Source organism: bacterium (assembly GCA_037200965.1).
Taxonomy (GTDB): Bacteria; Patescibacteriota; Minisyncoccia; order Phycocordibacterales; family Phycocordibacteraceae; genus C7867-001.
This window is the reverse complement of record JBBCGK010000001.1, coordinates 317,036-337,364: the sequence shown is the minus strand read 5'-3', so window position 1 is coordinate 337,364 and position 20,329 is coordinate 317,036. Positions and strand designations below refer to the sequence as shown.

Annotated in this window: 21 protein-coding genes, 1 tRNA gene and 1 other RNA gene; 16 read left to right on the top strand and 7 right to left on the bottom strand. The window is 58.5% G+C overall.

Annotated elements, in window-relative coordinates:
- Positions 1–45: 45 nt before the first annotated feature.
- From WDN10_02090 to WDN10_02080, 3 genes are all read right to left on the bottom strand, one after another.
- A complete protein-coding gene (locus tag WDN10_02090) occupies positions 46–1,767 on the bottom strand; it encodes a peptide ABC transporter substrate-binding protein (GenBank protein MEJ0053494.1) in 1,722 nt (573 codons plus the stop codon).
- A 7-nt stretch (positions 1,768–1,774) separates the two neighbouring features.
- Complete coding sequence (gene secG, locus WDN10_02085; protein MEJ0053493.1) at positions 1,775–2,005, bottom strand: preprotein translocase subunit SecG; 231 nt, start codon at positions 2,003–2,005, stop codon at positions 1,775–1,777.
- Between the two features lie 102 nt (positions 2,006–2,107).
- Positions 2,108–2,476 (bottom strand): hypothetical protein, encoded by a 369-nt coding sequence (locus WDN10_02080; GenBank protein ID MEJ0053492.1) that lies wholly within the window; start codon positions 2,474–2,476, stop codon positions 2,108–2,110.
- A 180-nt stretch (positions 2,477–2,656) separates the two neighbouring features.
- On the opposite strand from WDN10_02080, the gene WDN10_02075 reads away from it, so the two are divergent.
- A complete protein-coding gene (locus WDN10_02075) occupies positions 2,657–2,971 on the top strand; it encodes a co-chaperone GroES (protein ID MEJ0053491.1) in 315 nt (104 codons plus the stop codon).
- 11 nt (positions 2,972–2,982) lie between these two features.
- The gene (groL, locus tag WDN10_02070) at positions 2,983–4,614 is read left to right on the top strand and encodes a chaperonin GroEL (protein ID MEJ0053490.1); all 1,632 of its coding nucleotides are present in this window, start codon (positions 2,983–2,985) and stop codon (positions 4,612–4,614) included.
- A 247-nt stretch (positions 4,615–4,861) separates the two neighbouring features.
- Here groL and WDN10_02065 read toward each other — a convergent pair whose 3' ends face one another.
- Positions 4,862–5,074, bottom strand: a complete 213-nt coding sequence (locus WDN10_02065) for a hypothetical protein (GenBank protein ID MEJ0053489.1) — start codon at positions 5,072–5,074, stop codon at positions 4,862–4,864.
- A gap of 309 nt (positions 5,075–5,383) precedes the next feature.
- Between WDN10_02065 and WDN10_02060 the strand changes: the two genes are divergently transcribed.
- Positions 5,384–5,950: a hypothetical protein gene (locus WDN10_02060; protein ID MEJ0053488.1), complete on the top strand. Its 567-nt coding sequence runs from the start codon at positions 5,384–5,386 to the stop codon at positions 5,948–5,950.
- Positions 5,951–5,954: 4 nt separating this feature from the next.
- Here the strand turns inward: WDN10_02060 and WDN10_02055 are convergent, their stop codons facing one another.
- Complete coding sequence (locus tag WDN10_02055) at positions 5,955–6,113, bottom strand: hypothetical protein (protein MEJ0053487.1); 159 nt, start codon at positions 6,111–6,113, stop codon at positions 5,955–5,957.
- Between the two features lie 137 nt (positions 6,114–6,250).
- On the opposite strand from WDN10_02055, the gene WDN10_02050 reads away from it, so the two are divergent.
- Positions 6,251–6,814, top strand: coding sequence for a LemA family protein (locus tag WDN10_02050; GenBank protein MEJ0053486.1), 564 nt, complete (start codon positions 6,251–6,253; stop codon positions 6,812–6,814).
- A 4-nt stretch (positions 6,815–6,818) separates the two neighbouring features.
- Positions 6,819–7,328, top strand: a complete 510-nt coding sequence (locus WDN10_02045) for an NUDIX domain-containing protein (GenBank protein ID MEJ0053485.1) — start codon at positions 6,819–6,821, stop codon at positions 7,326–7,328.
- Between the two features lie 54 nt (positions 7,329–7,382).
- Here WDN10_02045 and WDN10_02040 read toward each other — a convergent pair whose 3' ends face one another.
- A complete protein-coding gene (locus WDN10_02040) occupies positions 7,383–7,643 on the bottom strand; it encodes a hypothetical protein (protein ID MEJ0053484.1) in 261 nt (86 codons plus the stop codon).
- Between the two features lie 62 nt (positions 7,644–7,705).
- Here WDN10_02040 and WDN10_02035 point away from each other — a divergent pair, with 62 nt between their 5' ends.
- Positions 7,706–8,602 carry a M48 family metallopeptidase gene (locus tag WDN10_02035; GenBank protein MEJ0053483.1) on the top strand — a complete coding sequence of 299 codons (897 nt, stop codon included), beginning with the start codon at positions 7,706–7,708 and terminating at the stop codon, positions 8,600–8,602.
- Between the two features lie 85 nt (positions 8,603–8,687).
- Here the strand turns inward: WDN10_02035 and WDN10_02030 are convergent, their stop codons facing one another.
- Positions 8,688–8,912, bottom strand: a complete 225-nt coding sequence (locus WDN10_02030) for a hypothetical protein (GenBank protein MEJ0053482.1) — start codon at positions 8,910–8,912, stop codon at positions 8,688–8,690.
- Positions 8,913–8,970: 58 nt separating this feature from the next.
- On the opposite strand from WDN10_02030, the gene WDN10_02025 reads away from it, so the two are divergent.
- The 10 genes from WDN10_02025 (at position 8,971) to WDN10_01980 (ending at position 20,325) form a co-directional block, all read left to right on the top strand.
- Positions 8,971–9,639 (top strand): LAGLIDADG family homing endonuclease, encoded by a 669-nt coding sequence (locus tag WDN10_02025; protein ID MEJ0053481.1) that lies wholly within the window; start codon positions 8,971–8,973, stop codon positions 9,637–9,639.
- A tRNA-Ser gene (locus tag WDN10_02020) sits at positions 9,626–9,710 on the top strand. The genes WDN10_02025 and WDN10_02020 overlap by 14 nt, the downstream gene beginning before the upstream one ends.
- Positions 9,711–9,718: 8 nt before the next feature.
- Complete coding sequence (locus WDN10_02015; protein MEJ0053480.1) at positions 9,719–10,210, top strand: DUF192 domain-containing protein; 492 nt, start codon at positions 9,719–9,721, stop codon at positions 10,208–10,210.
- 89 nt (positions 10,211–10,299) lie between these two features.
- A complete protein-coding gene (locus WDN10_02010; protein MEJ0053479.1) occupies positions 10,300–12,672 on the top strand; it encodes an ATP cone domain-containing protein in 2,373 nt (790 codons plus the stop codon).
- A gap of 38 nt (positions 12,673–12,710) precedes the next feature.
- Positions 12,711–13,035, top strand: an RNA gene (gene rnpB / locus WDN10_02005) — RNase P RNA component class A.
- 133 nt (positions 13,036–13,168) lie between these two features.
- A complete protein-coding gene (locus tag WDN10_02000; GenBank protein ID MEJ0053478.1) occupies positions 13,169–15,577 on the top strand; it encodes a tetratricopeptide repeat protein in 2,409 nt (802 codons plus the stop codon).
- An 11-nt stretch (positions 15,578–15,588) separates the two neighbouring features.
- Complete coding sequence (locus tag WDN10_01995) at positions 15,589–17,247, top strand: lipid II flippase MurJ (protein MEJ0053477.1); 1,659 nt, start codon at positions 15,589–15,591, stop codon at positions 17,245–17,247.
- An 86-nt stretch (positions 17,248–17,333) separates the two neighbouring features.
- On the top strand, positions 17,334–18,164 hold the full coding sequence (locus tag WDN10_01990) for an LAGLIDADG family homing endonuclease (protein MEJ0053476.1): 831 nt from the start codon (positions 17,334–17,336) through the stop codon (positions 18,162–18,164).
- On the top strand, positions 18,148–19,950 hold the full coding sequence (gene lepA, locus WDN10_01985; GenBank protein MEJ0053475.1) for a translation elongation factor 4: 1,803 nt from the start codon (positions 18,148–18,150) through the stop codon (positions 19,948–19,950). Before WDN10_01990 ends, lepA begins: the two co-directional genes overlap by 17 nt.
- 18 nt (positions 19,951–19,968) lie before the next feature.
- Positions 19,969–20,325 (top strand): hypothetical protein, encoded by a 357-nt coding sequence (locus WDN10_01980; protein MEJ0053474.1) that lies wholly within the window; start codon positions 19,969–19,971, stop codon positions 20,323–20,325.
- Positions 20,326–20,329 lie beyond the last annotated feature (4 nt).

The window sequence follows — 20,329 nt, the reverse complement described above, 5'->3', positions numbered from 1 at the left end:
GCTCAGTCGTCAGTCCGTAGCCTGGTACGGACTCACAACTGCCCGCTACTGACGCACGAGGAACGGCCACACGTACTGGCTCTCGACATACCAGCCGGCGACGCCCGCGAAACGGTCGGCAGGCGTCGAGATCTGCGGAAGCGATACCCCCTGGAGTTTCTGCGGTACGACGTAGAGGAAATCCGGCGCGTGCGTGAAGGCGGCAGGGTAGTCGGCGGCGATGGCTGAGTCGATTTTCTGGAGCGCCGCAAGCCGCTTTGCCGGGTCGCTTTCCTGCCTTGAAGACTCGAGGAGCTGGTCCGCCGTCTTGTTCGCGTAGAGCGCGATGTTAAGGCCCGGATCGTTTCGCTGCGAGGAATCCCAGAAGGCGAACAGGTCGCGCTCCCGCCCGACGACCATGCCGAAGAGAAGCGCATCGTATTTTCTCGGGCGTATCACGTTCTGGCTGAGGTCCCCCGGCTCATAGAGCTCGATATCGGTCGGCACGCCGAGCTTCTCCCAGTCCGCCTTCACCGCCGCCGCGACCGCCTTAAGCTCCGGCACGTTCGAGGTCTTGAGGGTCATGGTGAGCGTGAGCTTCGCGCTCGCCTGCGTCCAGAGCCTCGCCTCCGGGTCGTACGCCCAGCCTGCCGCTGTGAGTGTGCCAGCCGCGGTGCTTATGCGGTCGGCAAGCGCCGGAACCGTGGTGCCATTGATGCCGCTTCCGGGAGGCACCGGGCCCATGATGGGCGCTGCATACCCTCCGAGTACCTGCTTGGTCAGATACTCCCGGTCTATCGCAAGCGAGAGCGCCTTGCGCACTTCAAGGCGCGCGAGCGCCGCGTTCTGATTCGGATTGAAGAAGACGCCGAAGACGCTCGCGTACGGAGCCATGAGAGCGCCTTGCGCCGGGACGCCGTACGCGCTTTCCACCGCTCCACCCCGTACGGCGCTTTTGAGATCGTCCGCTTGCGAGTAGAAGACGAAGCGTATCCCGTCGAGGTGCGGGCGTCCGAGCGCGTATGCGGGATTTGCGGACAGGTCGTACTCCCTGATGATGCCGTTGTCGCCGCGCACTATCTTCGAGAAGATGAAAGGACCGGCGCCCACGGGCTCGGTAGCGAGGGTCGAAAACGGGAAGTCCTCGGTCGAGATGCCCCGCCAGAGGTGCGCGGGAAGTATCCCGAGCGTCGCGTTCGCAAGGAACGGCGCATACGGCTTGCCGAGCGTGAAGCGTACGGTTCGCGCGTCAAGCGCCTCCGTTTTCACGCCGCTCCAGTTCGCAAGCTCCGGGCTCTTGAGCGCCGCATCCTGCGCCTTGCCGACGGTGAACGCGACGTCGTCCGCAGTGATCGGCGCCCCGTCGCTCCAGACCAGGTCGTTTCTGAGGACGAACGTGTATTCCTTCCCGTCCTCGGAAACGCTGTAGCTTTCGGCGAGGACCGGGATTAGGTTGCCCTCCGCGCCAAGGCCCATGAGCCCCGCATACGTGAGGCTTGCGAGATCGCGGTCGGCGTCGGACACCGCAAGCAAGGGATTCACGAAGCGCGGGGAGCCGAGCTCGCCCTCGACCAAGATTCCTCCGTCGGCAGGGATGCTTATCTGCACCGAGCGCACGAGCGCATACACTCCGATGAGGCTCGTGACCGCAAGCAAGACGCCAAGCGCGCCAAGGATCGCCGCGTCTCCCGGGGAGAGCTCCTCGACGCGCGCCCTGAGCCGGTCAAGCAGGCCGAAGGAGCGCGAAGCGCGCAAGGCGGGTATGAGGCGGGCTATGCGCTCCTGCATGATTCGTTCAGACGAGGAAGTTCGCTATCGCCGTGGCGACGAATAGTACAGCGACCGCGATAGTCGCGCGGAACAGGAAACGCTCCGCGCCGCGGCGCTTGTAAAAAGTCGATGCAAAGTTATCGCCCCCGAACGCTCCGCCAAGGCTCGCACCGCGCTGCTGGAGCACGATGCCGAGGATGAGGAGAAGGGACAGGACGATCTCTGCGTAGGGCAAAAGCCAAGTCAGTGCCTCCATCTGTGGGAGCAAGGATAGCATGGGTCATGGAGCCGGGCAATCCCCGTTTTTTGGGGAAAGCGAAATCGGCGGCCGCGGTTGTGCGGCCGCCGATGAGGCGGGTCAGACTTTCACGGGCAAACACTCGTCCCACGCCGTGTGCTCCACCGTCTGGAACAGAAAATCGAGACGGGTGTGGCGCACAAGACTGCAGGAATAGCGGTTGCCATCCGAGAGCTTCGTTCCGGAAGGGAAGCGAAGCTCGCCCATTCCGTAGACCTTGAGCCCGTCGTGCTCGAAATACGGCAGAAATCCGTTGGCGCGGTATGTCCACGCCTCGGTTTTCACCACCTCATCCCTGCGGACGATCTGTTCCTTCACGGTCCAGGCGGCCACATAGCCCATGAAGACGAGGGCCGCGAAGAGGCTTCCCGTGATCCGCCAGGTTCGCCTGTTACGGCGGTCAAGCGTGGTTTCGATTGCCGATGCCATTTTTATCCCCTTTGTGCAACGTGTTTCGTACCTGATGCTTATATTAGATTATATATACAGTCTAGTCAAGTCTTGCATCCGAAAATCTCCTTTCTTATATTTTTCCTGTATAGTGCGTGCATTGGGCATTTACCAGCTTTGTAAATCTGAACAGTTCGCATTTGATTGCGACCATTTTCCATGGCAAAAAACGAAAAACCAGGATTGAAGCCCCTTGGCGACCGCATCGTCGTCCTGCCTGAGGGGAAGGGAGAGGAAAAGAAACTCGCGTCGGGCATCATCATTCCCGAGTCGGTCGACAAGGAAAAGCCGGCCAAGGGCACCGTGGTCGCGGTCGGCCCCGGCAAATACGACGACGGGAAGCTCCAGCCGATGCAGGTGAAAACGGGAGACACGGTGCTTTTCTCGAAATACGGCTATGACGAGGTGAAGGTGGACGGCGAGGAATACTACATCCTCTCGGAATCCTCGGTACTGGCGGTCGTTAGCAAATAATATTTCCGACTATGGCAAAACAGATTCTCTTCGCAGAAGACGCGCGCAAGGCGATCGCCCGCGGCATCAACCAGGCGGCCCGCGCGGTCAAAGTAACGCTCGGCCCGCGCGGCAGGAACGTCGTGCTTGAAAAGAGCTATGGCGGCCCGCGCATCACAAACGACGGCGTCTCGATCGCCAAGGACATCTCCTTCAAGGATAAGTTCGAGAACATGGGCGCCGAGATCGTGAAGGAGGTCGCGTCTAAGACCAACGATACCGCAGGAGACGGCACCACGACCTCCGTCGTGCTTCTTGAGGCGCTCGTCGAGGAAGGCCTCAAATACATGCAGAAAGGCGCGAACGCGATGGCCGTTCGAAGCGGCATGGAGGCGGCGCGCGACGCCGCGATCGCAGAGCTTAAGAAAATGGCGAAGCCGGTTGCCGGAAAAAACGAAGTGCGGCAGGTGGCGAGCATTTCCGCGGAGTCGGCGGAACTCGGCTCCATCATCGCGGAAGCGGTCGAGAAAGTGGGGAAGAACGGCGTCGTCACCGTCGAGGAATCGCAGGGTACCGAGCTTTCGTACTCGATCGTCGAAGGCCTCCAGTTCGACAAAGGCTACGTGTCGGCATACATGGTGACGAGCCCGGAGCGCATGGAGGCGGAGATGAAGGACGCGCTTATCCTCATTACCGACAAGAAAGTAGGAAACGTGCAGGAGATTCTCCCGCTCCTTGAGAAGGTCGCGGCAAGCGGCAAAAAAGAGCTCGTCCTTATCGCAGACGACGTGGAGGGCGACGCGCTCTCGACCTTCGTGGTCAATAAACTTCGCGGGACGTTTAGCGTTCTTGCGGTCAAAGCGCCGGGATACGGCGACAAGAAGAAGGAAATGCTCGCGGATATCGCCACAGTGGTCGGCGGCCAGGTAATTTCGGCCGATACCGGCCTCACCTTCGAGAGCGCGACCCTGGGCATGCTCGGCCGCGCAAACCGCGTCGTCGCTACCAAGGACTCGACGACTATTGTCGGCGGCAAGGGTAAGAAAGCCGATATCGAGTCAAGAGTGTCGCAGCTTAAGGCGCAGGCCGAGATGAGCGAGTCTAAGTTCGACACGGAGAAGCTCGAGGAGCGCATCGCGAAGCTTGGCGGCGGCGTGGCCGTCATTTCCGTCGGGGCCGCGACCGAGACCGAGATGAAATACCTCAAGGACAAGATTGACGACGCGGTGAAGGCCACGAAAGCCTCGATCGAAGAGGGAATCGTCGCAGGAGGCGGCACCGCGCTCGCGAAGCTTTCAAAGAAGCTCGGCGCATCCTCGGCGAAAATGAGCGCGGATGAAAAGGCCGGGTACGAGATCGTCGTGCGCGCGCTTGAGATGCCGCTCCGGCAGATCGCGCTTAATGCCGGGAAGGACGACGTATCGATGATCGTTTCCAAGGTGCAAGGCGGAAAAGCGAATGCCGGGTACGATGCGATGAAAGACGAGATCGTGGAAGACATGCTTGCCGCGGGAATCGTCGATCCGGCCAAAATGCCGCGCATGGCGATCGAGAACGCGGTGTCCGCCGCCGCGATTCTCCTCACGACCGAAGCCGCTGTTGCCGATATCCCGGAACCCAAGAAGGGTGAGGATGCTCCGGGCATGGGCGGGATGGACTATTAGGAATCTTCGCCGGAAAAGAACCAAGGCCCGGGGTGACCGGGCCTTGTTGCGTTTACACTTCTGACATTGCGGGAACCATCAACACAAATTGCTGATACATAGACCGCATTTTTCTGACATTTATCCGAACGAGGGTGACGATCGCTTCGACTACGTCCCGTTCGAATGCACCGGATTCCGGATTGCAACGGATAGTCGTTGTTTCTTCGAACTGCCGTTTCTCTTCAAGCGATAACGCGACCTTGATCTACAGGATGTGGTCGTATTGTACGCCGGACTGGTGTCGAATTTCGAACCGGATCAGCCTTATCACGTCGATAAGCTCAAGATTCATTTCCCTGATTTTTCGGCGAGACCGCAAGGCGGCGACCGATAAGTTCCGATAGGTGCGATCCGATATCTGACGTTCCTTGGGCCAGCCGTAGCCGTTGGCGATGTCGGTGCAAATGGTTACTTTCATCAAAGACCTCCTTGGCTCCGCAGAGCCTCTCGTTTGCGCCTTTCCTGGGGCGCGTGCAAGCAATCTATGCCTTCGCCGGAAAAGAAACAAGGCCCCGATCGCTCGGGGCCTTGCTCCATTTCGCTTGTTGGTCTAAAAATCAGAAATTTTGTCGGAATGCTGTTGTTTTATGGCCCGCACGAACGCGACGTAGGCGGCGATGCTCTGATACCCTGCGTAGCAACCGGAGGCGGTCCAAAGCTGCGGAACAATTTGGTACTTAATCCCCTTGTCGCGGGTAATTAGGGTATTTGGGATATACTTTCATGAATGGGAGAACTACCGTTCTATACGGCTTTCAGAGACGGTACTGCCAATATGTTTGAGCAAATAAGAACGGCTATGGCCGCCGGAGAATGGCTGTATCTCGCATTATATTTTCTCCTGGTCTGCTTCGTAGTTGGAAGTGCAATAGCAGTATTAGTGGCAGGACTAAGGGCGGCTTTTCCTGATTGGGGTTGGTGGAAAAAGCTCATTATCGAATGGTCATTCTTCGATCTCAATGAGATTGATTCGAATCTCACGAACAGGCTTTCCGTAAGGAATGTGGGAATGGTTCCGGTAGGGGTTCGCACGTATGGATATAAAACATGGGACGGAGATGTCTATGAGAAAGAAGACAGGCCAATAGTACATGGACATTTGCTTCAGCCAGAGTACCCAGCAGAGATTTTTCCCTTTCATGATGGCACTGGCCATGTACCAGTTAGGAAAGAAAAGGTTTATTATTATTTTGTTAAAACTGGAAATAAAACATTTCGAGCATATCCGTTTTTCCGTCCACTGGCATGGGGCAAGCGCCTGGTAATATATCTCTCCTGCATGAGCATTGACTAAGCGACTACCAGAAATGCACCAGGGCGATAATACCGAGAATGGGAAGTATCCACGAAATAGCGGATACATTCATGCGGATATTATGAAGCTGGGCCGAGATTTCCTCTAGGATTTCGTACTCGGCTCTGTGTTCGGGAATGTAATCGTCAGTGTTGTGTAACATATCCTTATTATATCCTGGTACGATATGCTGCCAGTATATCGGAACGGGATAAATTCCAATACGATTTGTGCATTTCCCGCAATTTCCTATACTAAGGAGCGTACTAACCGGGGAGCTTATTCCTCTTAAGCCACATCATGAGCACCGTACTTACCGTCATTCTCGCCATTATAGTTCTCGGTATCATCTGGATCGTCTACGCCTTCAACCGTTTCGTCATCCTTACCAACCGCGCGAAGGAAGCGCTCTCCGACATCGACGTACAGCTGAAGCGCCGCTACGACCTCATCCCGAACCTCGTCGAGACCGTAAAGGGGTATGCCAAACATGAGACGAGCGCGTTTGAGAACGTGACCAAGGCGCGGGCCGCCGCAATGGGCGCAACGGCGCCCGCGGAGAAGCTTGCGGCCGAGAACCAGCTTACGAGCACTCTGAAGTCCCTCTTCGCGGTCGCCGAGGCGTATCCGGAGCTCAAGGCGAACGCCAGCTTCCTCGAACTTCAGCGGGAACTCTCCGACACCGAGGACAAGATCCAGGCGTCCCGCCGCTTCTATAACTCGACCGTGCAGGAACTCAACACGAAGCTCGAACAGTTCCCGGGCAATATCATCGGCCCCGCCTTCCACTTCACGTCCCGCGATTTCTTCGAGCTTTCCGCCGGGGATGCGGCAGCCAAGGAGCCGATAAAGGTGCAGTTCTAAACCTATGGCGGGCCCCGCGCCAAACAGCAACGAACTGCACCGCATCGCGGTGACAGGTATTATCTGGAAGAAGGGGGAGGACGGTGTATATCGTTACCTCGTTACGAAGCGTTCGCCCACGAAGAAAGCCTGGCCGAACAAATGGACGGTGCCGGGCGGGGGACTTGAAGTGCAGGATTATATGAGTGCGGAACCGACGTATCAGAATAGCGAAAGCCCGCAATGGTACAACGCGATTGAAAAGACGCTGCGCCGGGAAATTACGGAAGAAGTCGGCGTGGAGGTCGATAGCATCGAGTATCTTCTCGATGTCGCGTTCATCCGCCCCGACGGTACGCCGTGCATTGTCCTCAGCTTCTACTGCCGCTATGCGAGCGGGGAAGTGGCGCTCGACGAGGATGCGACCGAGTATGCGTGGGTGACGGCGGAAGAAGCGGGAAAGTACGAGCTTATCCAGGGCATCGATCATGAGATCGGAATGGTCGATGAAAGGCTGAAAAGAGAAGGGGTATAAAACAAAACGCCCCGCCTTCTTTCGGGTGGGGTCGTTGGGGACAAGCGAAGGCCGTCAGTTCGGGCCTCGGCGAAACCAGTAGGTTATGAAGCAGATGGACCCGAGCGGGCCTCCGAGCTTGAGCGACCAGAGACCGAGCGAGGTCATCCCATGCTCCTCGGAGCCGAGCGGCGAGAAGTCGATAGCCCCCACTCCGCACAACAGCGGAAGGGCGACCATAGCGAACCCGAGAACGGCGGCCGTGAGCAGAATGGTCTGCGAGTGGGTCAAGATGTCGCGGAGATCGTCGTATTCCATTGCGCGATTCCTAGCCATTGATATAGATCCTCCAAAGGGCCAGTTGAAACTATATCTTAGTGTACTATAATTGTCAATACATGAACCTATACCAAGAAAAGGGCGCGAATATACGCCGTACCTGGGCCCTCATGTTCGGGTTCCTCCTCGTGGTCGTTGCTATCGGATTCGGGGCATCCTGGTACTACCAATCTTCTGGCATCCTCTATATCGCCGTGGCGCTTGCGCTCGGCATGAACTTCTACAGCTACTGGTTTTCGGACTCCCTCGTGCTTTCCATGACCAAGGCGCGGCCCGCGAAAAGGGAAGAGTTCTTCGATTTCTATACCGTCACCGAGAACCTCGCGATAACGGCCGGGATGCAGGCCCCGAAGCTCTACGTGATAGACGACCCGGCGCCAAATGCCTTCGCTACGGGGCGCGACGAGAAACACGCGGTCGTGACCGCGACCACGGGCCTCCTCTCTATGCTCACGAGGCCCGAACTCGAAGGCGTTATCGCGCACGAGCTCTCGCATATCCGCAACAGGGACATTCTGCTCATGACCGTGGCTGTGGTGCTTGCGGGATTCGTCGCAATCCTCGCGGATATGTTCCTCAGAGTGTCTATGTTCGGGGGCGGCCGGAGCGACAGGGAGAACGGGAACGCCGGACTCATCCTTATTGTCTTTGCTGTTGCCGCGGCTGTGCTCGCGCCCCTTGCCGCGAAGCTCATCGAGCTTGCGGTCTCGCGCCGCAGGGAATATCTTGCGGACGCTTCGGGCGCCCTCCTGACCCGTTATCCGGAAGGACTTGCTTCGGCGCTCCGGAAGATCGGCAGCTATGGAAAACCGATGCGAAGCGCAAATCTCGCCACCGCGCATCTTTTTATCGGCGAACCGTTCGGTGCCAAGGCGGGGCAGTCCTGGTTCTCGAAGCTCTTCTCGACGCACCCGCCGATTGAGGACCGTATCAAGGCCCTGTTGGGAACTCGTTGACAATACTCTTCGTTGCGCCACTATAGTCGGCAGGCCTTTGTTCCGGCCTGCTTTCCTTTATTTGGGGGCATGCATGCGTAGACCGTTACAGACCACTTTTCGGAGACTCGACCGACTTGATTTCCCTGACGGGCATCTCGGGCCGGACGCGTTCAAGAACTGGTTTGATAATGGTGGGGTGACAACCGCGCCGCCACAGCGCCAACACGAGGCGTATGTAGTGGTTCGTAAGCGCAGCGATATGCGGCGCCCGGGGCACTGCAGGTGCTGTGTGAAGAAGAAAAAGCAAAAAGACGAGGAATGATTCCATATCCTCGCCGGAAGGCGGCCCTCGGCCGCCTTCGACTTTGCCCAGATATAATATCCGGATGGGGAATGTAACTTCCTTGAGTTATCCAAAGAAAAGCAATCGCAAACCGGCTCGTTTGCCGGAGTCCTCTGTATTTCTAGCTGAGTTTTTCGGAATAATGCTGGGCGATGGCGGTATCAATAATCCCTGGCAGGCAAATATAACCCTTAATGCCGTTAAGGATATCGCGTTCGCTCGGCATGTCCGTCATCTCATACGAGCCCTATTCGCGGTCACGCCCACGCAGTTCAGGTATAAGACGAGGAATGCCCTAAGGATACTCGTAAGCAGCGTTTCCGTAGTCGACTTTCTCGTGTCGAAAGGGCTCAAGCGTGGGGACAAGCTGGCTCAAGGACTCCGCATACCGAGATGGATATTAGGGAGTTCAGAGTACAAACGTGCATGCGTACGGGGCCTCGTAGACACGGATGGTTGCATCTTCATACACAAACACATCGTTGCAGGGAAGCCCTATAAGAACATAGGACTCACATTCTCAAGTAGGTCTCCCGAACTCATTTTTCAGGTCGCGGCCATATTTGAAGAATTCGGGATTGTACCGCATATTACTGGCAGAGGAACTGATATCTATATATACCGGGAAGCTGGGGTCGCTCGGTATTTGAAAGTATTCGGTTCTTCAAATACGCGTATTAAGTCGGTCTACGCCAAATGGAAACGTGGCTGAGTGGTCTAAAGCGCACGCTTGGAAAGCGTGTGAACCGAAAGGTTCCGCGAGTTCGAATCTCGCCGTTTCCGCACTTTCTATGAATGTCCGATATATCGCGCCAGCCGTTCTTGTTTTCGGAGGGGTCGTCCTGTGTCTTTTAGCTACCCAGCCATATAAGACACCTATAGAAACGCCGGAAACCGGAAATCCTGTCGCCCAAGGCGTATTTGGCGGCGTTCCGCTCCGAATCGAGGTTGCGGAAAGCGTCGCGTCGCAAGAAAAAGGGCTGGGAGGCCGTACGGATATACCCGATGGTTACGGAATGCTCTTTCCATTCGCCTTGGCGGGCAACTATGGCTTCTGGATGAAGGATATGGAGGTACCCATCGACATCTTCTGGCTTGATGCTCAAGGACAGGTAGTCACTATGAAGGAAAGCGTCTCGCCGGAAACGTATCCGACTGTCTTTTATCCGACCGCGCCATCGTCCTATGTCCTTGAAACCCGCGCAGGGTTCGGGGCGGAGCATGGGATAGGTCTCGGATCCGTACTCACCGGCTTGCCACGAAGCGGGAATGTTTCGCGCTAGCGCTATCCACAGCGCTTCATCAACCGAAGAAGAGTAGAATCATACCTACGTCGTCCCCGGCGCCTATTACAACTTACCTCCGTACTTCTATGCCTAAAGCCGTTGCCCTTTCTCGCTCGAAGTCCGTTCCCGTTACTCGCGCCGCGCATGCTGCACCGGCACCAGTCTCCAAGGAGACGGCACGATACCGCGAACATATTCCGCAGATCGAGAAACGCGACGGAAGGCTGGTACCGTTTGAATTCGAGAAGATCGTCTCGGCGATACACAAGGCGATGATCGCCGAAAACGAAGGAACCGATGCGGACGCCACGCTTGTGGCTCATCAGGTGGCGGGAGAACTCGCGCGTTTTGCGAAGAAATATAAGAATTTCCTCCCGACTGTCGAAGGTATCGGCGATGCGGTCGAGACGCAGCTCATTTTGAACGGCTATGCGAAAGCCGCGAAGGGATACATCCTCTATCGCGACAAGCGCTCCCAGATGCGCGCGAACAAGATCGAAGTTCCCGAGCATGTCCGGAAGCTTGCGGAAGAGAGCAAGAAATATTTCAAGGATAATGCGCTCGGAGAATTTGTTTATTTACGAACGTATTCCAAATGGATCCCGGAGGAAGGCAGACGCGAAACCTGGATCGAAACCGTCGACCGGTATATCGCGTTTATGAAAGAGAATCTCGGAGAAAAGCTCTCGGAGAAGGAATATGCGGAGATACGCATGGCGATCCTCAAGCAGGAAGTGATGCCGTCGATGCGGCTCATGCAGTTCGCGGGCGAAGCGGCCAGGAAGTCGAACGTCTGCGCGTACAACTGTTCCTATATCGCGCCGTCGAAGCTCCAGGATTTCGCGGAGATCATGTACATCTCGATGCGCGGCACGGGCGTCGGCTATTCGGTCGAGAGTCAGAATATTCAAGCGCTTCCACAAATCGCGTATCAGACCGGAGAGAAGCTCGCGACATTCGTCGTGCCGGATTCCGCCGAAGGATGGTGCAACGCGCTTACGCTCGGTCTTGAAACGTGGTATGCCGGAAAAGATATCGACTTCGATTTCTCCCTCGTGCGTCCGGCGGGCGCGCGCCTTAAGACCATGGGCGGGAAAGCCTCGGGCCCCGAGCCGCTTCGGCAGCTGCTTTCGTTCTCCCGCGAGCGCATCTTCGCGCGCCAGGGAAGAAGGCTCCGCAACATCGACGCGCACGACATTATCTGCAATATCGGCGCGTGCGTGGTTGCCGGGGGAGTGCGGCGGAGCGCCATGATCTCGCTTTCGGACCTCGACGACACCGAGGTGCGCGACGCGAAGAAGGGCCAGTTCTTCCTTTCCGATCCGCACCGCTCCATAGCGAACAACTCCGCCGTATATCTTGAGAAGCCGACCAACGAAGAATTCATGGACGAGTGGGTGGCGCTCATGAAGAGCCGCTCGGGCGAGCGCGGCATATTCAACCGCGGGGGACTTATGACCCAGCTTCCCGCGCGCCGCATCAGGAACTGGGAGGAGACCGGCTACATCAAGAACGGACGCATCAAGGAGCTTCCGGGCACGAATCCTTGCGGCGAGATCATTCTCAAGTCCAAGCAGTTCTGCAACCTTACCGAAGTGATCGCCCGTGCGGACGATACGAAGGAGTCGCTCGTCCGGAAGGCGCGCCTTGCGACTATCCTCGGCACGTACCAGTCGACCCTGACCAAGCTTCCGTACCTTTCGAAGGAGTGGGTCGACAACTGCGAGGGCGAGCGGCTTCTTGGCGTCTCCATTACGGGCCAGTGGGATTCAAGGGAGAGCCGGAATGCGGAGGCGCTCGCGGCCATGAAGGATGAGACCGTCAAGACGAACAAAACGTATGCAAAGCGGTTCGGTGTGAACCAGTCGACCGCGATCACCTGCGTAAAGCCGTCGGGGACTGTCTCGAAGACGTTCGACGTCGCTTCCGGCATGCATCCGCGCCACGCCCCGTACTATATCCAGCGTATCCGCATTTCGGTGACGGACTCGCTCTTCAAGATGCTCCGGGACCAGGGCGTGCCCGCGCATCCGGAAGTGGGGCAGACGGAAGAAAACGCGAACACCTATGTGCTCGAATTCCCGGTCAAGGCACCCGAAGGAGCGATATGCAAGGACGATATCACCGCGCTTGACCAGCTTGAGCACTGGAAGCTCGTGAAGACGAAGTATACAGAGCACAATCCTTCGGTCACCATTTCGATCGGCGACGACGAGTGGATCACGGTCGCGAACTGGGTGTACGCGAACTGGGACATCGTCGGCGGCCTCTCATTCCTTCCGAGGAGCAACCACGTGTACCGTCTTGCGCCGTACGAGGCCATCACCAAGGAAGAATACGAGAAGATGCTCCCGCGCTACGCGAACGTCGACTATTCAAAACTGTACCAGTACGAGCGGCAGGACGAGACGGAAGTGAAGAAGGAGTTGGCCTGCGCTGGCGGAACGTGCGAGATCTGAGGTATTGGATAAATAGGATTTCCGTGCGATAATACCAGCGGACCGGGTGCGACGGTCGCGCGACCCTGCCTTCGGGCGGGGAGCGAGGAAAGTCCGAACACACGCAAAGCGATTTGCAGCACGCTAGCAGGTAACGCCTGTCCGCCGCAAGGCAAGGGATGCGAGCAGAAACGCCCGAGGCGAGAGCCGACGGCATCCTTCGGGGTGAGTCTTCCCGGAAGGGAAGAATGAAACGGCAAAATTCCTAGCCGTGTGCAAGGCCGTGTCCCGCAAGGGAAGTGCCGCAAAGATTCCGCCGGCGACGGCGGAACAAGACAAATGGCCGTCCCACGACAGAATTCGGCTTATAGCCCGGTCCGCATACATGAAAAAACCCCGCTTTTGGCGGGGTTTTTTCATTGCGCCTTTTATACACTTACCCGGCTCGCGCCTCGGGTGTCGCATCCTGTATACTGGAAGACGTTCCTTATTTACTCGTTCTAAAATATCCAACAACATGAATCCTGAAAATGTTGTTGCGCGTCGCAGCGTCTCTTTCGAGACTGCAACAGTGTGGGCCATTGCTCTCACTGCCGCGATCGCAACCCTTGTGCTTGTTCCCTCCGCCTCTATTCCGTTCCTCTATACCAAGGTCTCGGTGCTCGCCCTTGGCGCCATCGTCGTTTTAGCACTCTTCATTCTTGCCCGCCTCACGCGCGGTAATGCAGTCCTTCCGCCGCTTCCGCTCGTGCTTGCGATGTGGGCGGTGCCGCTTGCGTACCTTCTGTCGGGTATTTTCTCCGGCACAACGCTTTCCGCGGCCCTCTTCGGGAGTCAGCTCGAGCCGGATACGCTCGGATTCGTGATCATCATGGCGGCGCTTGGAACCCTTTCGGCGCTTGCGGTACGGCGCGTCGACCAATACCGCACGTTCCTCAAGCTTATGGGCGGTTTGTTTGCGCTGGTCGTGGCGCTCCAGGTGCTCATCCTTATTATCGGCGAAATCGCGCCGGGCTTTCTTTCTCCTGCGACGGCGCTCCCCGGCTCCTTTAGCGACCTCTCCATGCTCGTTGGGCTTGGCCTCATCGGAGCCATGCTCGCGCTTCGGTTCCTCCCGCTTGAAGCGCGCGTGAAAAAGGCGCTGTATGTCGCCTGCGGGCTGGGCCTCGTGCTGCTCGCGGTCGCGAACTCCTTCTTCGTCTGGTCCCTGGTCGCACTTGCCGCACTCGGCCTCTTCGTTGAAGCGGTCATGCGCCGGACTCCGTTCCGGGGAGAGGAGGGGGAAAGCTTTCCGGGCACCACGCTTCTTGCCGAGCAGGACGCGGAAGGAGGCGAAGAGAGCGGCTCGCGGATGCTCGGCGCCTCGCTTGCCGTGCTCGTCGTTTCCCTGTTCTTCCTCATCGGCGGATCGACCATCGGCGGGGCGCTTGGAAACGCGCTCGGCCTTAACTTGCTCGATGTCCGCCCGTCCTGGCAGTCGACCGTCGCTACCGGAAGCCATGTCTACGCGTCTTCGCCCCTGTTCGGCTCCGGCCCCGGGACATTCGGTGCCGAATGGCTTAAGTCGCGCGACGCGTCGCTCAACAGCACGATTTTCTGGAACATCGATTTCACGACCGGTATCGGCTACCTGCCGACTTCGTTCGTGACAACGGGCATCGCGGGTGCGGTCGCGTGGCTGCTGCTTCTCGGGCTCTTCGTATTCCTCGGGTTCCGGTTCCTCCTCTTCCGCGCGTCAAATGATCCGGTCGTGCGGTTCGTATCGCTCCTGTCGTTCGTCGCGGCCGCGTACGTCTTTGTCACGGCGGTCGTGGACGTGCCGGGGCCTGTCGTGCTCGCGTTCGGCTTCATTTCGCTTGGCGTGTTCGCCTCGACGCTCCGCTTCGGGAAAGGGCAGTCGCAACACGGCATCGTCTTCGGGAGAAGCCCCCGGATCGGCTTCGTGATCGTCTTTGCCCTTACGCTGCTCCTTCTGGCGTCGATCGTGGCCGCGTACGCGGTCGTGGAACGCTATCTCGCGCAGGTCGCGCTTACGCGCGCGGTTTCCGCTCTCTCGGCGGGAAACATCGACGGCGCGGGGGCCGCGGTAGCGCAGGCGCTCGTCTTTAGCCAAAGCGATGATGCGTATCGCCTCGAAAGCCAGATCGCCCAGGCGCGTCTCAACCAGATCGCGGGAGACACGGGCTTGTCGGCGGATGCCGCGCGGACCGGAATCCAGGCGGCGCTTACCGACGGAATCCAGGCGGCGCTTACCGCGACGAAGCTCGCGCCGAACCGCTACCAGAACTGGGTCGCGCTCGGCACGATGTACGGCACCGTCGTTCCGCTCGGAGTTCCCGGCGCCTACGACAACGCGAAAGCCGCGTACGCGAAGGCCCAGGAGCTCAATCCTTCAAGCCCGCAGCTGCCGTACATCCTCGCGCAGCTTGAGATCGCCAACAAGGACAACAAGGCCGCCGAAGCGTTCCTGGTCCAGGCCATCCAGCTGAAGCAGGATTTCACGCAGGCCATCTTCCTCTTGTCGCAGCTTGAGGTCGCAAGCGGGAACGCCCAGGGCGCGCTCGCCGCGGCCGAAAGCGCCGCATACTTCGCTCCGAACGACCCGGCGGTGCTCTTCCAGGTCGGCATACTGCGCGCGGGCACGGGAGATCTTCCGGGCGCGATAGCCGCGCTGTCGAAGGCGGCATCCGTGAATCCGCAGTTCGCGAACGCGCGGTACTTCCTCGCGGTCGCCTATGCCGAAAGCAAGGACTTCGCGAACGCGCTTGGCGAACTCGAGGCGGTCGCCGCGCTTTCCCCTGATAACGAGAAAGCGGTCGCTTCATACATAGCGGCGCTTAGAAAAGGAACGAATCCGTTCCCGTCGCTTCGCACCGGGGCGGTCGGTACGCTCCCGGAATCGTCCCCGGACGCTTCGACCAAGTAGGACCGTAACAAATGGTCCGCAGGCTTCTCACTCGGATCACGGCACCGGTACGCGGCCTCCACGAGGCCGCGTACGTGCTTGCCGCGCTTACGCTCGCGTCCCAGGCGCTCGCGATCCTCCGGGACCGCGCGTTCGCCCACAGCTTCGGGGCGGGGCAGACGCTCGACCTCTATTACGCCGCGTTCAAGATCCCCGACCTCGTATTCGCGCTCGTAGCGTCGCTCGTTTCCGCCTATGTGCTCATCCCGCGGATCGCCGAAGCGTCGGGGAAGGACGCGCGCGAGCTTATGTCGCAAACGGCCACCTTCCTGCTTGTCGGCGGCGGAATCATCTGCGCCGTGCTCGCGCTCTTCGCGCCGCATCTTTTGTTCCTTCTCTTCCCGGGCTTCGCCGACATCCCGGAGCGGGCCTCGTTTATCCTGCTTGCGCGCATCCTCCTCCTGCAGCCGATTCTGCTCGGCCTTTCGGGAGTGGTGACGAGCGTGACGCAGGTGCACCGGCGCTTCGCGCTCTTCGCGCTCTCGCCGGTGCTCTACAACCTCGGCATCATCTTCGGGACCGTATTCCTCTACCCGCTCTATGGATTGCCGGGCATAGGAATCGGCGTGGTGATCGGCGCCGTGGCGCATCTCGCGATACATCTGCCGGTCGTCGCAAAAGCGGGACTCTTTCCGCGGCTCGTCATGCCAGACTGGCGGACGATCTTCTCCGTGATGAAGGATTCCGTGCCGCGCTCTCTTGCGCTTGGCGCGGGTGCCGCCACGACGCTTGCGCTTACGGCGCTCGCCGCGCGCTCCGGTACCGGCGGCGTCTCCGTCTTCACGCTCGGCGGGAATCTAGAGGCGGTGCCGCTCTCGCTTATCGGCGCGTCCTACGCGGTCGCGGCGTTCCCGGTGCTCTCCGAGCTTGCCGGGAAGGACGACAAAATCCAGTTCTCCGCGGTGCTCTCGTCGGCCGCGCGGCACCTCATGGTCTGGTCTATCGTCACGTTCGGGCTTGTGGTAGTCCTTCGCGCGCACTTGGTGCGCGCGATACTCGGCACCGGCGCGTTCGGCTGGGACGCGACCAGGCTTACGGCCGCGGTGCTTGCGATCCTCGTGGTCGCGCTCGCCGCCCAGGGCCTCGTGCTGCTTCTTTCCCGCGCGCTCTACGCGGCGAAGCAGTCCTGGTCTCCGCTTACGATCCAGGTCGCGGGAGGCATACTTTCGCTTTTTGCGGCGGGCGGCCTTCTCTGGCTCGCGCCGCACTTCCCCGGTCTCCCGGCTTTCGTTGACGCCCTTTTTAGGGTGTCCGGGGTTGCCGGAACTTCGGTACTTCTTATAGCGATAGGGGCAACGGTCGGGCAGCTTCTCATCGCTGTCCTTCTGGTTGCGGCGCTCTCGAAAGCCGCTCCGGGCTTTGCCAGGACGCTCGTACGTCCGCTCTTCGAGGGCCTCGCGGCGGCGCTTGTCGGCGGGTGCCTTGCCTACGGCGTTCTCGCGCTTCTTGGCGGGCTCGCGCCCCTTACCACGACCGTCGCCGTCTTTACCGAAGGCTTCGCGGCGGGTATGGTGGGGCTCGCGGGAGCCATCGGCGTGCTGTACTTCACCGATAACCGCGAATTCGCGGTTATGCGCGAAGCGCTTATTCGCGCCGCGAAAAAACACATCCTTCCGCCGCTGGGGCTCTGATAATCAAGAAGACTTGCGCTAACGTTTGTATCAGCGCTATTTATCAGTGATCGCTCGCTGAGATCACGTTATGATAGTATTAGAGAATGGGGCGTACAAAAATATTGATACCAAAGACCGATTTAGAGAAACTATATCTTCATAGGAAATGGAGTCCGGCGAAAATTGCACAAAAATACGGTTGCACCTCAATAACGATCAGAAATCGCCTTATTGAAGCAGACATTTCTCTAAAAAGTAAGAGCGCTGCGCAAACTAAGTATCCAAGGAAGGACTTTAGCGGATCAGACATTGATAAAGCATATCTGCTCGGTTTCAAATATGGAGATTTGAACGCGTATGTCCCACCGGGTGTGTCAGAAACAGTTGTTGTTCGTTGTCACACCACCCATCTAGCGCAGGAGAGACTTTTTAAGGAGCTGTTTTGCCAGTACGGTACTGTTACTATTTCTCGTAATTCCCGAAGCGCCCACCTGAACTGTTATCTCAATCGATCCTTTACATTTCTGCTCGGAAAGTATCCGCCCGGAATGCGCCGCTGGCTTTCTTCGAACGAAACGCTACTATGGGCTTTCGCGGCTGGCTATATTGACGCGGAGGGCACGTTTGGCTTGAATCAAGGAAAGGGAAGGTTCAAGATTGACGCCTACGATCAAGCAATTCTTGCCGATATCCACAAGTTATTTCTTCGCTCTGGTATTCGCAGCAAGTCCCGTATTATCGCGCGAAAGGGCGACAATGATTACGGATGGATATGGAAACAGAACGTATGGAGAGTCTCGGTCAACGAATCAAGCTCACTTGAGGTGCTCATCTTTTTGCTTAAGCCTTTTCTGACGCACCAAAAGAGGGTTTCCGACGCGAATAAGGTATTAAGCAATATTCAACAGCGAAGGCGCAATGGCACAATTATATAATCTGAGGAACTTCAGCATCGTGGCACACGTGGACCACGGTAAGTCGACGCTTGCCGACCGGCTTCTTGAGGCCACCCACACCATAGAGACGCGCAAGATGCGGGACCAGGTGCTCGACCGCATGGACCTCGAGCGCGAGCGCGGCATCACGATCAAGATGCAGCCGGTGCGGATGAAGTACGAAAAGAACGGAACGAGTTATGTTTTGAACCTCATCGACACGCCGGGGCATATCGACTTCTCATACGAAGTGTCGCGGGCGCTCTCCGCGGTCGAAGGCGTTCTCCTCCTCGTCGACTCGACGCAGGGTGTCCAGGCGCAAACTCTGACAACGCTCGCGATGGCGAAGAACGCGGGCTGTACGATCATACCGGTCGTCTCGAAGATCGATTCACCGTACGCGCGCGTGCCGGAAGTGAAGCAGGAGCTCGCGAAACTCCTTGCGGTTTCTCCGGACACGGTACTCGCGGTCTCCGGCAAAAGCGGCGAGGGGGTTGACGAGCTTCTCGGGGCGGTCGTCGACCGGGTGCCTCCGCCGCGCGCCGCGGTCGCGGACGAACCGCGCGCGACCATCTTCGACTTTTCATATTCGACGCATCGCGGCGTCACCGTCTATCTGCGCGTCTTCGACGGAACCCTGAAGAAAGGACAGCCGCTTCTATTCCATGCAGCGGGGAATACCTTCACCGCGCTTGAAGTCGGCATCTTCGCGCCCGACGAAACTCCTGCCGAGATGCTCGGCCCCGGCGAGATCGGGTATGTGATCACCGGGGTCAAGGAGCCGGGGGTGGTGGCGGTGGGAGATACGATAGGGGTTCCAAGAGGCCTTCTCCCGGCCCTGGGAGGCTTCGAGCGGCCCCGGCCGGTCGTCTGGGCCTCGGTATACCCCGAGAGTCAGGATGACCTTCCCTTGCTTCGCCAGGCGCTCGAGCGCCTCCGGCTCACCGATTCCTCGCTTTCGTTTGAGGAGGAGTCGTCCGGAGTGCTCGGCCGGGGTTTCCGGTGCGGATTCCTCGGCATGCTCCACCTCGAGATCATTTCCGAACGTTTGAAGCGCGAGTTCTCGCTCGCCCTTATCGTCACCATCCCGACCATCGCGTACGCGGTCACGACCCGCAAGGGCAGGGAAGTCGTGTATACTCCTTCGCGCTTTCCCGACTTCGGGGATATCGAGCTCATCGAAGAGCCGTGGGTGAAGGTGATAGTGCTTATGCCGCCGGATGCGGTGAGCGCATTGGTGCAGCTTTTTCACGAGCATGAGGCGAACACGACCGGTACCATCGGCTATGACGACGGGCGCATCGAGATGACGGCCGAGATGCCGCTTCGGGAACTCATGCGCGGCTTTTTCGACCGGGTAAAGAGCGTATCGTCGGGGTATGCGTCGCTCTCGTATGAATTCCTCGACGAGCGTCCGGCGGATGTCGTACGGCTCGACATCCTCGTCGCGGAGGAGCCGGTGCCTGCGTTCGCGCGCGTGATTTCAAGGAGGCGGGTACAGGAGGAAGGGGAGAAGATGGTCGAAAAGCTCCACGACATACTTCCCAAACAACAGTTCGTCGCGAAAATTCAGGCGCGGGCACTCGGACGCATCATCGCTTCGCGCTCGCTCTCGGCGATGAGGAAGGACGTGACGGCAGGGCTCTATGGCGGCGACGTATCGCGCAAGAACAAGCTTCTTCAGAAGCAGAAGAAGGGAAAGAAGAAGCTCAAGGAGCACGGTACGGGGAAGGTAAATATTCCGGAAGAGGTGTTCATGAAAATGGTGCAGGGAAGCGACCGATAAGCGCTATACTGGAGTCCTATGGCGCTCCGCTCCTCACGCACGATCGACTGGAAACAGGGACTGCTCGTCGCGTTTCTGGCGCTTGTCGCGGTATGGCTTGGGACGCTCGTGGTGTCGCTTGCGCAGAAGGCGGAGATAGCCTGGAAGGCGGCCGGGGAGACCAGGGCCGAATACGCGGCGCTCGAGAAGCGCAAAGCCGCACTTACAACAAGCCTCGACGCGCTCGATACTCCAAGAGGGCAGGAGGCCGCTATACGAAAATCCTTCGGGGTTGCACGCCCGGGCGAGGAGGTTATCATCGTGGTGCCGCCCAAAAACGCGACAGAGACTCCTCCGGCGAAGAGCCTCTGGCAGCGTATCTTGGATTGGTTTTAAGAAT